Source organism: Micromonospora sp. NBRC 110037, assembly GCF_001652995.1.
GTDB classification, from domain to species: Bacteria; Actinomycetota; Actinomycetes; order Mycobacteriales; family Micromonosporaceae; genus Micromonospora; species Micromonospora chalcea.
This window is the reverse complement of the sequence record NZ_BBVA01000004.1, coordinates 330186-345234: the sequence shown is the minus strand read 5'-3', so window position 1 is coordinate 345234 and position 15049 is coordinate 330186. Positions and strand designations below refer to the sequence as shown.

The window sequence follows — 15049 nt, the reverse complement described above, 5'->3', positions numbered from 1 at the left end:
AAGAACGAGAGGTTGCCGCACCTGCGTTGCGGACGGGACCGGAGACCCGGGTCAGTCGGTTGCGGCGAACGCCGCCTGGACCTCTGCGGCGCTCAGCGCGCCCTGCCATACCTGGACACGGTCGATGTCACCGTTGAAGTAGTCGGTGGGCGCCCCCCACCTGCCTCGGCCGACCGCCAGCCCGCCTGTTCCATGCCACGGGTTGAAGGTGGGGGTGAGCTGACTGAACAAATTGCCGTCCACGTAGAGGCTCATCGTCCGGCTCGTGGCATCCTGCACGGCCGTGAGGTGCGTCCACTGGTTGACGAGGCAGGTGCTGCCGGTCACGTAGAACCCAGGCGCGGAGGTCAAGTCGCCGGAGCGGAGCATGATCGACCACTTCGACCCGTTCGCGTCGGTACGACAGCTCAGGAACGAACTGGAGATGTTCACACCGTCCTGGGCGATCACCGTGCGGGCGCCCGCGCCGCCTGCGAACCGCACCCACGCCGAGACGGTGTACGACTGGTCGGTGCGCAGCACCGGACCGCTGGTCTGTGCGGCACCCGAGATTCCGTCGAAGCGCAGGGCAGTCGATCCGTTGAAGCCCTCCGTGGTCCAGTTCGCGGCCGGCGCCGGACCGAGAGTCAGTGGTGTCCGGTAGTCGGAGGAGTCGCCCGATTCCCTCGGCTCGTCCTGGTCGTCACTGTCCATGTCCCACTGGCCGACCCGGACGGGCGCCACGATCTCGGACAGGTCCGTCTCCGGGTCGATGACCCGGTCCCAGACCCGGGCCTCGCTGATGGCGCCGTTGATCCAACCGGTCGGTGCCCCGTTGCGCGCAGCACCGATCGTCAGTGGCCCGGACGCGGACCAGACGGAGGCGTTGGCCATGCCCACGCCCTTGCGGACCCCGTTCACGTACAACGAGAGCTGGTTGGTCGAGCCGGCATCGTAGACACCGGCGAGGTGTACCCACACGCCCGGTTGCACCGGCTCGGTACCGCACGCGGGTGACGGGGTCGCCAGAGCGTTCACCGTGTCCGATGCGTAGCTGACCCAGCACCATCGCTGCTTCGCCGGATGGTACTGGAGTTCGAACGGGCTCTTGTTCGTGCCGACCTGCGCCATGACCACCCCACCGACCACATCGGCGCGGACCCAGGCAGCGAAGGAGAAGCTGCGGGTGGTGTCGATGACCGGGCCTGTGGTCGCGGCCTGATCGTCGCCGTCGAACTTGACCGCCCAGTCCTTGCCGCTTCGCCGGCTCGTACCCAGCACACGCGAGTCCGCCCAGGCCGGGGACGGGCTCATGGTCGCCACCGGAGCGCCCTCGACCTTGTTGTTCAGGATCAGACCGGTTCCCTCATCCATCGCCCAGTGCGCGACCGGACCGGATGGGTCGCCTGCCAGGAAGGCGTAGTCGTAGGGGGCGGACGAGTTCCCGGCCTGGTCGCGGCTGCGGACGGTCAGCACGTTCTCATGCCGCAGCGTGGGCGTCGCCACCGTGGTGGCGGTGCCGCCGAGACTGCTGGCACGGACGACCATCTCCGGACCACCGTTCATCTGGTAGACGTAGTCGTATACGTCGGCGGCGCCGTTGGCCGAGAAGGTGAAGCGCCCGGTGTAACCGACCGATCCCCGCAGGTCCTGGTTCGTGCCCCGGGGCGGCGACTCCAGGTAGAGGCCGTCGGCGGCGACAACCCCGGGGGTCGCCTCGGGTGCGGAGTAGTCGACGGAGAACTCGCACCACGGGGACGCCGTGGAGGAACCGCCGAGGGTGTCCTTGGTCTGCACCTGCCACCGGTAGATCTCGCCGTTGACCGTCTTCGCGGACAGCTGCAACTCGGCCTTGGCTCCGGGCGCGACCCCGGAATCGGTCTTGGGCCAGCCGGACACGTTCGTCCAGGTGCCACCCACCAGCTTCTGGAGGGTGAAGACGCCGGAGAGGCTGCCACCACCGCTGCCGTCCGGGTCACTGACCGTCGCCTTCAGCCACGGGAAGTCCGAGCGCACTGCCGGCCGTGACGTACCGGTCACACACGCCTGCCCCGGAGCGGTGTAGCCGGCGTGGGTCGACAGTTGTGCAGCCGTCGGGGTGTTGGGGTTGGTGTTGTACTCCACCGTCAGCTTGGTCTGCACAGGGTCGAACTTCTTCCACCAGTTGCTCGTCGACTCCGATGTGCCGTCGGACTCGCGGGTCGACAGCGCCAGCGTGTAGATCTCCTGGCCCCGGTTGGCGCTGATGTCGGCGGTGACGTTCGGGCTGGCGAACTCCATCGGCTGGTCCGGCTGGGGGTCGTCGGGGCAGCCCTCACCGGTGGATGGCTTGTGCGCGTGCCCGGACCGCTTCTCCAACCACTTGGAGAAGCTCGGCCCGGACCAGGTCTGCTTGCCCGTGGTCGCCATGTCGGCCGTCCGCCAGAGGTTCACTGGGGTGTTGCCGCAGTCCCACGAGTGCGTCATCTCCGTCAGGAACTTGGCGCTGCGGATGGTCTTGCCGGACAGCGACGTGAGCTTGAACGAGAAGTACGACCGGTAGGTGCCGGACCCCTCGGGGTCCCGGCCGACGCGGGCCACACCGTCGTTGCGGGTCGCGTTGTTGGTGCTCGAGTAACCCCAACGGGTCTTCTCGATTGTGCTCCACGGATCGATGACCACTGGGTAGACCGTGTTCTTGCCCCGCAGCAGCGCCTGGTCCGGCACGATGACCAGGTCGTCGCCCTGCACCCGGGTCGGAATCTCCGCCTTGCGCGCGTGGTCCGGCGCGACCCGCAACGACTCGCGCCGGTCCCAGGCGGCGAAGTCGGCTGCCGCCCGGCTCGTCCCCGCACGCGCCTTCGGCGCCACCCCGGTCGAATCCCACATCAGCGCACCGCCCGCGGACAGCATCGGGCTACCGGTCGGGTCGACCACCTCGAATCCGCCGCCGGCCTTGGACCGCTTGGTCAGCGACCCCGTCGTCCGCAGCGAGAAGCGCAACTCGTTCAACATCAGGTTCGCCGCGGCCTGCGCGGACTTCACCACGAGCGCCCAGGTGAACCCGTCGCGCAAAGCCCGCAGCCGCAGGTCCACGTCCGGCAGCACCGAGGCGTAGACGGCGGTGTCGCCGTCGAGCGAGGGGGCCGGGAGCTCCCCCGGCCAGGACAGCGACACCTGCCCGTCGGCCACCGGCAGCCGAATCGCCGGTGCGCTTCCGCCCTGGCTGAACGACACGTCGGCCAGCGTCGCCACGGGCCCCAGCGAACCGTCGGCTCGCCGTTCGAGCCGGGTATCGATCCGTTGCCACGAGTTGTTGTTGCGAGTCTTCGTCCACTGCGGCTCCACGTATGACTCCAGCACCAGGTTGCCCTGGGGCGTGGCGAGCACACGTGAGTTCTCGCTCTTGAGGCTGGTGACCTCGACCTGCATCTTGAGCTTCCTGGCCTGCGCCAGCGCGTCGACCTCGCCCAGCACGGGTGCGTCCGGGGACGCCGGCGGTTCGGCCACCGCTGGCGACGGCAGCAGGGTCGGGCTGCCGACCGCGATCAGGGCCAGCGTGACGACTGCGGCGGCGAAACCGCGACGACGCCACGCGAAAACCGATCCAGGTGCTCTCACCTAGACACTCCTCATTGCGTTTTGGCACGTCAGAGGGCCGTGCGGGGCACGGGACTCAAGGCGTGGAAATCAAGAACCTGTAGCGGACGGCGGTCGCTCCGGCGCCCGACGTCGGGATGTGTCAGCGCGAGCGGCTCGTCAGCGGGCGAGTTGATCGACGACTGGTCGGCGAGAGTGGCTCAGCGCGACGGTCGTTCTATAGATCAAGCTCAAGTTCATTACAGCCCCCGTTCATTGCTCCTCAGCGATGCGACAGTAAAGATCAGCTACACGCCCTGTAAAGAGACGTCACAACTGGTTAGCGCAAACCGCCCACATGCTCCCGAGGTCGTCACCGCCGTCACCGTCCGCCACTGGCGTCTCGCATGTACGGCCGGCAGCCTTACCACATCGATCCGGTGATCGTGGCTCCGTCCACAACCGTCAGCTTGTCCACAGGGCAGCCGCATCCGTCCCGCCGCCCCGGGCCGCCCCGGCGCATCCTGGCCGGCATGACGAACCGGAACCGAGCCGTCGGCGCGTACGGCGAGCGGTGCGCGCTGCGGCACCTGATCGAGACGGGCCTGCGCCCGGTCGCCCGCAACTGGCGCTGCCCCGAGGGCGAGATCGACATCATCGCCTGGGAGGGCCCGGTCCTCGCCATCTGCGAGGTCAAGACCCGCCGCACCGAGCAGTTCGGCTCCCCCGCCGAGGCCGTCGTCCCGGCCAAGGCCCGCCGGCTGCGCGGCCTGGCCGCCCGGTGGCTCGCCGAGACCGGCACCACCGCGGACGAGGTCCGCTTCGACGTGCTGTCCGTCCGGCTCCCGCTCACCGGCCCCGCCCGGGTCGAGCACCTGCGCGGCGCGTTCTGACATGGGGTACGCGAAAGTGCTGAGCGTGGGCCTGGCCGGAGTCGCCGGGCACCTCGTCGAGGTCGAGGCCGACCTCGCCCCCGGCCTGCCCGCCGTGATCATCTCCGGTCTGCCCGACACCGCGCTGCACGAGGCGCGCGACCGGGTCCGTGCCGCGATCGTCAACTCCGGCCAGAAGTGGCCGAACCGGCGGATCACGCTCAACCTGCTGCCCGCCACCCTGCCCAAGTACGGCTCGGCGTTCGACCTGGCCATCGCGGTCGCCGTGCTCGCCGGCTCGGGTGAGCTGCCGCCCGTCGCCCTGGACGCCACTGTCGTGCTCGGCGAACTCGGCCTCGACGGCGCGGTGCGCCCGGTGCGCGGCACGCTGCCCATGGTCGCCGCCGCCGCTCGCGCCGGGCACACCCGGGTCGTCGTACCCGCCGGCAACGCCGCCGAGGCGGCGGTCATCCCTGGCGTACGGGTGCACGCCGTCGACACGCTGCACCGGCTCGTCGCCCACGTCCGCACCGGCGCGCCACTGCTCGCCCCGCCAGCTCCGGCCCCGGCCGGGACCCCACCCGGACCGGATCTCGCCGACGTGGCCGGCCAGCCGCTCGGGCGGCGCGCGCTGGAGATCGCCGCCGCCGGCGGTCACCACCTTGCGCTGCTCGGCCCGCCCGGCGCCGGCAAGACCATGCTCGCCGAACGGCTGCCGTCGGTGCTGCCCGAGCTGGACGACGAGGCCGCCCTGGAGGTGACCGCGCTGCACTCGATCGCCGGCCTGCTGCCGCCCGGCGGCGGGCTGCTGCGCCGTCCTCCGTTCCAGGCGCCCCACCACACCGCCACGGTGCCCGCCCTCGTCGGTGGCGGCTCCGGGCTGGCCCGTCCCGGCGCGGTGTCGCTGGCCCACCGCGGGGTTCTGTTCCTCGATGAGGCGCCCGAGTTCGGCAAGGGCGCGCTGGAGGCGTTGCGGCAGCCGCTGGAGAGCGGCCGGGTACGTGTGGCACGCACGCGCGGCGCGACCGAGTACCCGGCCCGCACGCAACTGGTGCTGGCCGCCAACCCCTGCCCGTGCGCGAAGCCGTCCGGCGACGTCGACTGCGAGTGCACACCGCTGGCCCGGCGGCGCTACCTGGGCCGGTTGTCGGGGCCGCTGCTCGACCGGGTGGACGTGCAGGTCCGGCTGCAGGCGGTACGCGCGGCGGAACTGTTGCGTACCGATGCCGCGCACGAGTCCTCGGCCACCGTCGCCGCCCGGGTCGCCGCCGCACGACGAGCCGCCGCCGACCGCTGGGCGGCCACCGGGCACCGGGTCAACGCCGACGTCCCCGGCCCGTACCTGCGCCGTCCGCCGTGGCACCTACCCGCCCGGGTCACGACGGACCTGCGGCACCGGCTCGACACCGGTTCGCTGTCCGCGCGCGGCTACGACCGCGTACTGCGGCTCGCCTGGACCATCGCGGACCTGGACGGGCGGGACCGCCCCGGCCACGACGACGTCGCGGAGGCCATCCAACTGCGGACGGGAGAGGCCGCGTGAGCACCGAAGAGACCAAGCTGGCGCGGGTCGCGCTCACCTGGCTCGCCGAGCCCGGCACCCGATCCGTGTACGCCCTGGTGCAGCGGATCGGCCCGGTCGCCGCGCTGGACCTGCTGCTGTCCGGTGGCGCGCCGGAGCGGACCCTGCGCTCGGCCGTGGCGACGCGGGCCGCTGCAGGTGACGCCCGGGCGGTCGCGGCCGAGGCGCTGGCCCGTGGCGAGCGGCTGGGCGCCCGGCTGGTCACCCCGGACGACGACGAGTGGCCGGTCCAGGTCCGTGACCTCCGGCGACTCGCGCTGCCCGGCGCCACCCGCCGGGTCGATGTGGAGACCGACCCGCCGCTCTGCTTCTGGGTACGCGGGGCGTGGCCGCTCGGCGAGACGCTGGCGCACTCGGTGGCGGTGGTCGGCGCCCGGGCGGCCACCCCCTACGGCTCACACATCGCCACCGAGCTGGGCTACGGCCTGGCCGACCGGGAGTGGACTGTGGTGTCGGGCGGGGCGTTCGGCATCGACTCCGCCGCCCATCGCGGCGCGTTGACAGCGGGCGGGCGCACCGTCGCCGTGCTGGCGTGCGGGGTGGACCGCCCGTACCCGATGGGCAACGCCGCGTTGTTCGACCGGATCGCCGAGACCGGCCTGCTGGTGAGCGAGTGGATGCCGGGCGCGGAGCCGCTGCGGCCCCGGTTCCTCATCCGCAACCGGGTGATAGCGGCGGCGACACGCGGCACGGTGCTGGTGGAGGCGGCGGCGCGCAGCGGCGCCACCCAGACGCTCAACCGGGCGCTCGGCCTCCGCCGCCACGCGATGGTGGTTCCCGGGCCGGTCACCTCCGCGATGTCGGTCGGCGGGCACGAGGTGCTGCGCGAGCGGCCGGACGCGCGGCTGGTCACCGGCCTCGCGCACGTGCTGGAGGAGGTGGGACGGATCGGCTACGACCTGGCCCCGCCGGCCCGAGCGCCCGAGCGCCCACGGGACCGGCTCGACGAGGAGGCCACCCAGGTGCTGGAGGCGTTGCCCCGTCGCCGGGCGCTCGACCTGGAGAGCGTCGCCGCCCGGGCCGGCGTGGACCTGCGTACCGCGATGCGCAAGCTGTCCCTGCTGGAGGAACTGACGATGGTGGTTCGTCGCGACGGCGGCTACGCGCTCGCCCCGCCAGCGGCCGGCCCGACGTGACAGGCGGCGCGTACCCCCTCGCAACCGCCCGGCGACGGGGCCGTGGGACCGGCCCCGGTCTTCTAGGATCACCATTTCGCGCGCGGCGGAAGCCGTTGCGGGAACGATCGCGCCCCGGCCGGACGCCGGGCGCCGTCACGGGGAGAAGGATGACTGGGGCAGCGAACCGTCGCACATGTCCACAATGGTCGGAGTCCGGCGCCGAGGTGCGGCTCGCCGGGCCGGCGTCGGCCATCCCGCCGGCGCGCGGAGGCGGCCGATGAGCACGCAGGAGACCTCGCGCCGCAACCCGGCGGCCGGCCCACCCGGGTCGGGGCGTCGTGCGTTCGGCGGCATGCTGGTCGTGGTCAGCCTCTTCGTGGTGTTCTTCGCGATCCTGTCCCACCGCGACATCGGCGACTACGACCCGAACGGCCCGACGATGTGCGGCGAGGATGTGATGACGCCCCGGGACCGGTGCATGTTCGGCGCGGGCGACGGCTCCTACGAGGCGCAGAAGGCCGAGGCGGAGAAGCAGCACGACATCGACCTGATGATCCGGGACATCGGCTTCGTCGCCGGTCCGGCGCTGTTCGTGGCCGGAGTCCTGCTGATCGTGTGGGGCACGCGCCGGATCCGGGCCACGCGGCAGCCGGCCGAAGCCTGAGCCGGCACGGCACGGCGACGGGACGCGCGATCGTCAGTCGCCCTCGAACCGGATCTCGGTGTCTCGGCGCTCCGCGCAGCGGCGGGCCAGCCGGGCCAGCCGGCGGATGTGGTCGGCCTCCGCCGGCGCCCCGGCCACCTCGGCCAGGCACCGCAGGTCGGCGAGCAGCTGCGACATCCGATCGGTGTCGACGGTCAGCTCGCCGAGCGGATCGACGCGATCCAGCAGCGGCGTCCGGCCGCCGCCGCGGACCCGCGCCAGCAGACCGAGCAGCACGTCCTGCGGATCCGCGACGACCTCGATCGAGACGTACGCGGGCCGGCGACGACTGCTGCCCGCCGATATCTGTCGGTAGAGGACCGCGTCCACTCCCACTGTCGGCCCCTTTTCGTACCGGGCGTCACCGTCGCGGGACGCGGCTGTCCGATCGCGGCCGGATCGGCCACCCGTGGGGCGCGCCGGCTCAGCCACGCTGCCGTCCGGTTGCCGCCCTGTGCCTGGCCGCAGCATGAGTTTCCTCTGTCCAGGCCCGGTTTAGCCACCCTGCTCGGCGCGGCGCGATCGTCACGCCGGAAGGCACTGGCGCGGCGGCGCACGGCACACCGCGGCCACGGCGGCGCCGACGGCCCGGCCGGCGCGGTGAAGGCGTGCGGCGGCTCAGCGCGCGGCGGCGCTCCGGCCGTACGCTGGACCGGTGATCGCTGTCCGCCCCCGTTACGACCGCGTGCGCCAGGTCGGGGTGCCGCGGTGAGCAAGCGGCAGCGCGGCACCCGGGACGCGCACGAGGAGCTGCCCGCGTCGATGCGCGAAGCGGTGGACGACTTCGCCGACCACCTGTCGCGGGTGCGCAACCGGTCCGTCCACACCGTTCGCGCGTACGTCACGGATCTCGTGTCGCTGCTCGACCACGCGGTCCGGATGGGCTGCGCCGAGCTGCCGGAGCTGGACCTCGCCGTGCTGCGCAGCTGGCTGGCGAAACAGCGGACCATGGGCGCGGCCCGGACGACGATGTCCCGCCGCGCCGCCGCGGCCCGGACGTTCAGCGCCTGGGCGCACCGCACCGGCCTGCTCGCCGACGACATCGCCGCGCCGCTGGCGAGCCCTCGGGCCCGGCGCGAACTGCCCACCGTGCTGCGGGCCGACCAGGCCGCCGCCCTGATGGAGGCGGCCCGGCCCGCCGACGCCCCGCAACCCGAGGGAGCACCGGGCGCGGACACGCCCGAGGCGGTGCTGCTGCGTGACCGGCTGCTGCTCGAACTGCTCTACGGCACCGGGGTACGGATCAGCGAGGCGTGCGGCCTGGACGTGACCGACGTCGACCAGGGCCGCCGGGTGGTGCGCGTACTCGGCAAGGGCGGCCGGGAGCGGTCGGTGCCCTACGGGGTGCCGGCGCAGCGGGCGCTCGATGCGTGGCTGAGCGTCGGGCGGCCGACGCTGGCGACGCCCGGCTCGGGCCGGGCGCTGCTGCTCGGGGCGCGGGGCGGGCGGCTCAACCCGACCACCGCGCGGCGGATCGTGGCCGACTGGACCGAAGCCGCCGGGGTGCCCCGGGTGACGCCGCACGGGCTGCGTCACTCGGCCGCCACCCACCTGCTCGAAGGCGGCGCGGACCTGCGGGCGGTGCAGGAGTTGCTCGGGCACTCGTCGCTGGCGAGCACGCAGATCTACACGCACGTGTCGGTCGAGCGGCTACGTGCGGCGTACCGGCAGGCGCACCCCCGCGCCTGACCGGCGGAATCCCGCCGGGTGATGATCCATCTCGGGCTAGGATCGATGGATGACGGTGCCGCAGCCGCCCGAGCCGATTCCCGGTGCTCGGCTGCTCTTCTCCCTCGATCCCTCCGTCAGCCACCTCAACCACGGCTCGTTCGGCGCCGTGCCGATCGCCGTGCAGCGCGCCCAGCAGCGCCTGCGTGACGAGATGGAGGCCAACCCGCTGCGGTTCTTCACCCAGGGCCTGGTCGACCGGATCGCCCACGCCCGCCGACACCTGGCCGCGTTCCTCGGCGCGGACCCGGACGGCACCGCGCTGGTCGGCAACGTCACCGCCGGCGCGGCGGTCGTGTTGCAGTCGCTGGCGCTGCGCCCCGGCGACGAGGTCCTGACCACCGACCACGGCTACGGGGCGGTGGCCCTCTCGATCGCGCGGGAGTGCGCCCGCACGGGGGCGGTGTCCCGCACCCTGCCGGTGCCGTTGACCGCCACCGACGAGGAGGTGGTCGAGATCGTCCGCACCGGGCTGCGCCCCGGGCGTACCCGGCTGCTCATCGTCGACCAGCTGACCTCGCCGACCGCCCGGCTGTTTCCGGCCGCCGCGCTCGTCGCGGTGGCCCGGGAGCAGGGCGTGCCGGTGCTGGTGGACGCCGCGCACGCGCCGGGCATGCTGCCGGCCACCGTCGCGTCGATCGGCGCCGACTTCTGGGTGGGCAACCTGCACAAGTGGGCGTACGCGCCGCGCGGCACCGCCGTGCTCGTGGTGGCGCCGTCGTGGCGGGAGAAGATCCAGCCGCTCGTCGTCTCGTGGGAGCAGGACAGCGGCTTCCCGACCCGGGTGGAATGGCAGGCGACGCTCGACTACACCGGCTGGCTGGCCGCCCCGGTGGGCCTGTTCACACTGCGCAGCCTCGGCGTGGACCGGGTACGCGCGCACAACGCGGCGCTGGCCGCGTACGGGCAACGGGTCGTCGGGGACGCGCTGGGGGTGGCGCCCGAGCGGCTGCCGGAGCCCGGCGGACCGGCGGTCGCCATGCGTCTGGTGCCGCTGCCGCCGGGTGTCGCGACGACACTGGATGCGGCCCGGGAGTTGCGGGCCCGGATCGCCGACCGGCTCTCCGCCGAGGTGTCGGTGGCCGGCTGGAACGGGCGCGGCTACCTGCGGCTGTGCGGCCAGGTCTACAACACCCCCGACGAGTACGACCGCCTGGCCGTCCGGCTGCCCACGCTGCTCGCCCAGCGCTGAGCGGCGCATCCGGCCGAAGCCGGCGGCGGCGCCACGACTCAGGGGACCGGCGTCGGCTCCCGGGTCGAGCGGCAGCAGCCGGACCCGGCCGAGCCCGAGCAGCGCGAGCGGATCCAGGTACTCGGCGCCGCGTCGCAGCCCCCAGTGCAGGCAGGCCGCCTCGGCGCAGCCGGGATGCCCGGCGAGCAGGTCACCGATCGGGGTGCCGGCGTCGACCCGGGTGCCGGCGGTGACCCGGGACCGGACCGGCTCGTAGGTGGTGCGAAGCCCGTCGTGGTGGCCGACGGTGAGCACCGGCCGGCCGGCGACCGAGCCGGCGAACAGGACGGTCCCGGCGCCGGCCGAGCGGACCTGCGCGCCGGGCGCGCCTGCCAGGTCCACGCCCCGGTGCCCGGACATCCACGGCTGCGGCGGCGGGTCGAACCCGCGTGCCACGCGGGGTGGACCGGGCAGCGGCCACCGGAACCGTCCGGCGGTCGCCGACCCGCCGGGCGCGCCCCGGTATTCCGTCGTGACGTCCGGCCCGTCAAGGACCGCCGCCGAGCCGCCCGCCGCCACCGGCCCGTCAAGGCTCGCCGCGGGGACGCCCGGCAACCAGAAGGCGAGCACGAGCACAAGCAGCAGGCCCCTGCCGGCCCGACCGATGGGGATACGCACACCGCGTACCCTGACCTGTCCCGTGCTCCCCCGCGCGCACCACGCGGCCGTCCTGTGGACGACGCCCCCACTGTGGACGAGCGCCGAGATCGGGGCGGATCTGCTACGGCCGGGACGCCTATGCTGGCCGGGTGACGAAGGACTGGTACGCCTGGCACCGCGACTACGACCAGCCCGAGTCCGCACTGGCCCGGCGGCTCGCCGAGGTGCGGCGGCGTGTCGCCGACGCCCTCGACGCCGCGCCACCCGGTCCGCTGCGCGCGCTGAGTCTCTGCGCCGGTCAGGGCCGTGACCTGATCCCGGTGCTGGCCGCTCACCCCCGGGGCGCCGACGTGACCGCCCGCCTGGTCGAGCTGGACCCGCGCAACGCCGATCTGGCCCGCCGCGCCGCCGCCGACGCGGGGCTCACCGGCGTGGAGGTGGTGACCGGGGACGCCGCGCTGACCGACGGCTACGCCGATCTGGCCCCGGCCGATCTGGTGCTGGTCTGCGGCATCTTCGGCAACATCACCGACGACGACATCCGGGCGACGGCGCGGCACTGCGCCTCGCTCTGCGCCACCGGCGGCATGGTGCTGTGGACGCGGCACCGGCGCGAGCCGGATCTGGTGCCGGTGATCTGCGAGTGGTTCGCCGAGGAGGGCTTCGAGCCGGTCGCGGTGGGCAGCCCGGCCGACGGTGTGGGGGTCGGCGCGCACCGCTTCACCGGCACCCCGCGCCCGCTGGTGCCGGGTGCACGGATGTTCACGTTCGTGGGCTACGACGTGCTGGAGCGGACGGAGCAGGAATGACCACAGTGGACGACGCGAGCCGGCCTGCCCGGGTCGCCGGGCCGGACGAGGCGATCAGCGCCGAGGAGCTCCAGCTCGCCGCGCGCAACCACGGCATCCCGTTGGAGGCGCTGCGCTACGACGTGACCCCGGCGGGCCTGCACTACCTGCTCATCCACTACGACATCCCGGACGTCGACCCGGCCGCGTACGCGCTGAGCGTGTCCGGCGCGGTGCAGCGTCCACTGCGGCTGGACCTGGCGGCGCTGCGCGACCGGCCCCGGGTGACCCACCGGGTCACGCTGGAGTGCGCGGGCAACGGCCGGGCGCTGCTGCGGCCCCGCCCGGTGAGCCAGCCCTGGCTGGTGGAGGCGGTGGGCAACGCCGAGTGGACCGGTACCCCGCTGGCGCCGCTGCTGCGCGAGGCCGGGCTGTCCGGCGACGCGGTGGACGTGGTGTTCACCGGGGCGGACCACGGGATCGAGCGCGGCGTCGAGCAGGACTACCAGCGGGCGCTGCCGGTGGCCGACGCGCTGCGCGAGGAGGTGCTGCTGGCGTACGAGATGAACGGCGCTCCCCTGCTGCCGCAGCACGGCGCGCCGCTGCGGCTGATCGTGCCCGGCTGGTACGGCATGGCGCACGTGAAGTGGCTGCGCGACATCACGGTGACGACCGAGCCGTTCGACGGCTACCAGAACGCGGTGGCCTACCGGTTGCGGCGCGACGCCGACGACCCGGGCGTGCCGGTGACCCGGATCGAACCGCGTGCCCTGGTGCGCCCGCCCGGGTTCCCGGACTTCATGTCCCGGACCCGGGTGGTGCGGCCGGGGCCGTGCACGGTGGACGGCCGGGCCTGGTCCGGGCACGCGCCGGTGACGTCGGTCGAGGTGACGATGGACGGTGGCGGCACGTGGACGCCGGCGGTCCTGGACGAGCCGGCCGGCGGCGAGTGGGCGTGGCGTCGATGGTCGGTGAGCTGGACGGCGACCCCGGGGCGGTACGTGCTGGGCGCCCGGGCGACCGACGCCTCGGGGCGCACTCAGCCGGTCGAGCAGCCGTGGAACCGTGGCGGGTTCGCGAACAACCTGGTGCAGCGGGTCGAAGTGGTCGTGCCGGAGCGGTGATCCGGGCGGCGGGCCGCCCGGGGATCAGCTCCCGAATCCGGAATCTGCGGGAAGCGAGATGTCGGGCTTTTCGAGCTCTTCCACATTGACGTCCTTGAACGTCATCACTCGGACGTTTTTGACGAAACGGGCAGGCCGGTACATGTCCCACACCCAGGCGTCGTGCATCTCGACCTCGAAGTAGACCTCACCGTCCGAGTTGCGGACGTGCAGGTCGACCTGGTTCGCCAGATAGAAACGGCGCTCGGTCTCCACCACGTAGGAGAACTGGCGGACAATGTCGCGGTACTCCCGGTAGAGCTGCAGCTCCATCTCGGTCTCGTACTTCTCGAGATCTTCCGCGCTCATCGCACTCCGCCTTCCATGACCACATCTTCCCCCACCGACGCCGGAGGTCGCGGCTGCTCGCCCAACGCCACGCCGACGGTACCCCCTGGCGCGCCGGAGCGCCCCATCGGCTCGTCCGGGCGCCCGGCGAACGCGCCGGCCCCGAGTCCCGGCAGCCCGGCCACGGGCTCGGGCGACACCACGTCGGCGCCCGCCGGGCGGCGGGCGCGGGGAGGCCGGCCGTCCCGTCCGGAGACGGCGGCCACGTTCACGTACGAGAAGCGGTGCTCCCGGCAGGGCCCGAGCGCGCGCAGCGCGGCGCTGTGCTCGGCGGTGATGTAGCCCTTGTGTTCGGCGAAGCCGTAGCCGGGGAACCGCCCGTCCAGTTCCACCATGATCCGGTCCCGGGTGACCTTGGCGAGCACACTGGCCGCAGCCACGCAGGCGGCCACCCGGTCGCCCTTCCAGACCGCCAGCCCCGGCACGTCGAGCCCGTCGACGCCGAAGCCGTCGGTCAGCACGTACTCCGGGCGGGTGGTCAGCGAGGCGAGCGCCCGGCGCATCGCGGCGAGGTTGCACACGTGCAACCCGCGGGCGTCCACCTCCTCGGCCGGGATGACCACCACGGCGTACGCCAGGGCCCGCGCCACCACCTCGTCGTGGACGCGCTCCCGGGCGGCCGGGGTGAGCAGCTTGGAGTCGGCCAGCTCGTCGATCTCGCCCCGGCGCCCCTCGGGCAGGATCGCGGCGGCGGCGACCAGCGGCCCGGCGCAAGCGCCCCGGCCCGCCTCGTCGGCGCCCGCGACGTAGCGGAAGCCCCGCCGTTGCAGGGCCCGCTCCAGCGCGTAGAGGCCGCCGTCGCGGCGCACCACCGTGCGCGGCGGGGTCAGCATGCGCCGCCTCCCACCAGCACGGCGCCGAGCCGGCCCGGCAGGTCCGGCGGGTAGTAGCGCTCGGCGGAGGCGGCCAGGTCGGTCACCGTCCACCAGCGGTGCCCGTGCACGCTCGCGCGCTCGACGTCGTTGAAGCCGGTGGTGTCGACCTCCCAGCCCGCCACCCGGACCAGGTAGAACTGCTGCTCCTGGCGGTACCAGACGCCGTCGAACGGGAACTCGACGGTCTCCGACCAGACCGGCGCGCCCAGCTCGGCCGGGGCCAGCCGCAGGCCGGTCTCCTCGGCCAGCTCACGGGCCGCACCGTCGGCCGGGGCCTCCCCAGGGTCCAGCCCGCCGCCGGGGGTGAACCAGTAGCGGTGACCCGGCCGGGCCGGATCACTGCCCTCGAAGAGCAGCACCCGGTCGGACGCGTCGACCAGCAGCACCCGGGCCGCGCGACGAGGGGTGTAGACGGTCACCGCACCAGCCTGCCAGACGGCTGCGACGAACGACCACGCCCTCCCGCCGGCGGCCGGGGGTGGGCGTGGGGGCGCGCGGAAGCCG

At 73.6% G+C, this 15049-nt stretch carries 13 protein-coding genes and 1 pseudogene; 8 read left to right on the top strand and 6 right to left on the bottom strand.

All coding sequences use genetic code 11. From position 1 onward, the window contains the following. Positions 1–51: 51 nt before the first annotated feature. The gene (locus A4R25_RS14600; RefSeq protein WP_157539067.1) at positions 52–3579 is read right to left on the bottom strand and encodes a LamG domain-containing protein; all 3528 of its coding nucleotides are present in this window, start codon (positions 3577–3579) and stop codon (positions 52–54) included. A 491-nt stretch (positions 3580–4070) separates the two neighbouring features. On the opposite strand from A4R25_RS14600, the gene A4R25_RS14595 reads away from it, so the two are divergent. From A4R25_RS14595 to A4R25_RS14580, 4 genes are all read left to right on the top strand, one after another. After that, a complete protein-coding gene (locus A4R25_RS14595) occupies positions 4071–4430 on the top strand; it encodes a YraN family protein (protein ID WP_064447257.1) in 360 nt (119 codons plus the stop codon). A 1-nt stretch (position 4431) separates the two neighbouring features. Next, entirely contained in the window at positions 4432–5952 is a 1521-nt protein-coding gene (locus tag A4R25_RS14590) for a YifB family Mg chelatase-like AAA ATPase (RefSeq protein ID WP_064447050.1), read from the top strand. Then, positions 5949–7127, top strand: a complete 1179-nt coding sequence (locus tag A4R25_RS14585; protein ID WP_082931018.1) for a DNA-processing protein DprA — start codon at positions 5949–5951, stop codon at positions 7125–7127. Before A4R25_RS14590 ends, A4R25_RS14585 begins: the two co-directional genes overlap by 4 nt. Positions 7128–7386: 259 nt before the next feature. Beyond that, on the top strand, positions 7387–7773 hold the full coding sequence (locus A4R25_RS14580; RefSeq protein ID WP_064447049.1) for a hypothetical protein: 387 nt from the start codon (positions 7387–7389) through the stop codon (positions 7771–7773). 33 nt (positions 7774–7806) lie between these two features. Here A4R25_RS14580 and A4R25_RS14575 read toward each other — a convergent pair whose 3' ends face one another. Continuing rightward, entirely contained in the window at positions 7807–8148 is a 342-nt protein-coding gene (locus A4R25_RS14575; protein ID WP_043325899.1) for a hypothetical protein, read from the bottom strand. 426 nt (positions 8149–8574) lie between these two features. On the opposite strand from A4R25_RS14575, the gene A4R25_RS14570 reads away from it, so the two are divergent. Together A4R25_RS14570 and A4R25_RS14565 are read left to right on the top strand one after the other, a co-directional pair. Further along, entirely contained in the window at positions 8575–9501 is a 927-nt protein-coding gene (locus A4R25_RS14570; protein WP_064447255.1) for a tyrosine recombinase XerC, read from the top strand. A 49-nt stretch (positions 9502–9550) separates the two neighbouring features. Next, positions 9551–10732: an aminotransferase class V-fold PLP-dependent enzyme gene (locus A4R25_RS14565; RefSeq protein WP_064447048.1), complete on the top strand. Its 1182-nt coding sequence runs from the start codon at positions 9551–9553 to the stop codon at positions 10730–10732. A 57-nt stretch (positions 10733–10789) separates the two neighbouring features. Here A4R25_RS14565 and A4R25_RS30630 read toward each other — a convergent pair. After that, positions 10790–11326 (bottom strand): annotated as a pseudogene (locus tag A4R25_RS30630) (murein hydrolase activator EnvC); the annotation flags it as partial. Between the two features lie 194 nt (positions 11327–11520). Between A4R25_RS30630 and A4R25_RS14560 the strand changes: the two are divergent. Continuing rightward, positions 11521–12180 carry a methyltransferase domain-containing protein gene (locus A4R25_RS14560; RefSeq protein ID WP_064447047.1) on the top strand — a complete coding sequence of 220 codons (660 nt, stop codon included), beginning with the start codon at positions 11521–11523 and terminating at the stop codon, positions 12178–12180. Beyond that, positions 12177–13283 (top strand): sulfite oxidase, encoded by a 1107-nt coding sequence (locus A4R25_RS14555; RefSeq protein ID WP_064447046.1) that lies wholly within the window; start codon positions 12177–12179, stop codon positions 13281–13283. The genes A4R25_RS14560 and A4R25_RS14555 overlap by 4 nt, the downstream gene beginning before the upstream one ends. Before the next feature lie 24 nt (positions 13284–13307). Here the strand turns inward: A4R25_RS14555 and A4R25_RS14550 are convergent, their stop codons facing one another. From A4R25_RS14550 to A4R25_RS14540, 3 genes are read right to left on the bottom strand one after another with little or no spacing between them, the layout of a single operon-like run. Continuing rightward, the gene (locus A4R25_RS14550; protein WP_011905215.1) at positions 13308–13631 is read right to left on the bottom strand and encodes a DUF2469 domain-containing protein; all 324 of its coding nucleotides are present in this window, start codon (positions 13629–13631) and stop codon (positions 13308–13310) included. Then, entirely contained in the window at positions 13628–14503 is an 876-nt protein-coding gene (locus A4R25_RS14545; protein ID WP_064447045.1) for a ribonuclease HII, read from the bottom strand. Before A4R25_RS14545 ends, A4R25_RS14550 begins: the two co-directional genes overlap by 4 nt. Next, positions 14497–14964, bottom strand: coding sequence for an NUDIX hydrolase (locus A4R25_RS14540; protein ID WP_064447044.1), 468 nt, complete (start codon positions 14962–14964; stop codon positions 14497–14499). The genes A4R25_RS14545 and A4R25_RS14540 overlap by 7 nt, the downstream gene beginning before the upstream one ends. Positions 14965–15049: the final 85 nt, after the last annotated feature.

What these genes read in the sequence shown, in the direction of transcription:
- A4R25_RS14595 (WP_064447257.1), top strand. Translation starts at nt 4,071, where the DNA reads ATGACGAACCGGAACCGAGCCGTCGGCGCGTACGGCGAGCGGTGCGCG.
- A4R25_RS14590 (WP_064447050.1), top strand. Translation starts at nt 4,432, where the DNA reads ATGGGGTACGCGAAAGTGCTGAGCGTGGGCCTGGCCGGAGTCGCCGGG.
- A4R25_RS14580 (WP_064447049.1), top strand. Translation starts at nt 7,387, where the DNA reads ATGAGCACGCAGGAGACCTCGCGCCGCAACCCGGCGGCCGGCCCACCC.
- A4R25_RS14570 (WP_064447255.1), top strand. Translation starts at nt 8,575, where the DNA reads ATGCGCGAAGCGGTGGACGACTTCGCCGACCACCTGTCGCGGGTGCGC.
- A4R25_RS14565 (WP_064447048.1), top strand. Translation starts at nt 9,551, where the DNA reads ATGACGGTGCCGCAGCCGCCCGAGCCGATTCCCGGTGCTCGGCTGCTC.
- A4R25_RS14555 (WP_064447046.1), top strand. Translation starts at nt 12,177, where the DNA reads ATGACCACAGTGGACGACGCGAGCCGGCCTGCCCGGGTCGCCGGGCCG.
- A4R25_RS14550 (WP_011905215.1), bottom strand. Translation starts at nt 13,631, where the DNA reads ATGAGCGCGGAAGATCTCGAGAAGTACGAGACCGAGATGGAGCTGCAG.
- A4R25_RS14545 (WP_064447045.1), bottom strand. Translation starts at nt 14,503, where the DNA reads ATGCTGACCCCGCCGCGCACGGTGGTGCGCCGCGACGGCGGCCTCTAC.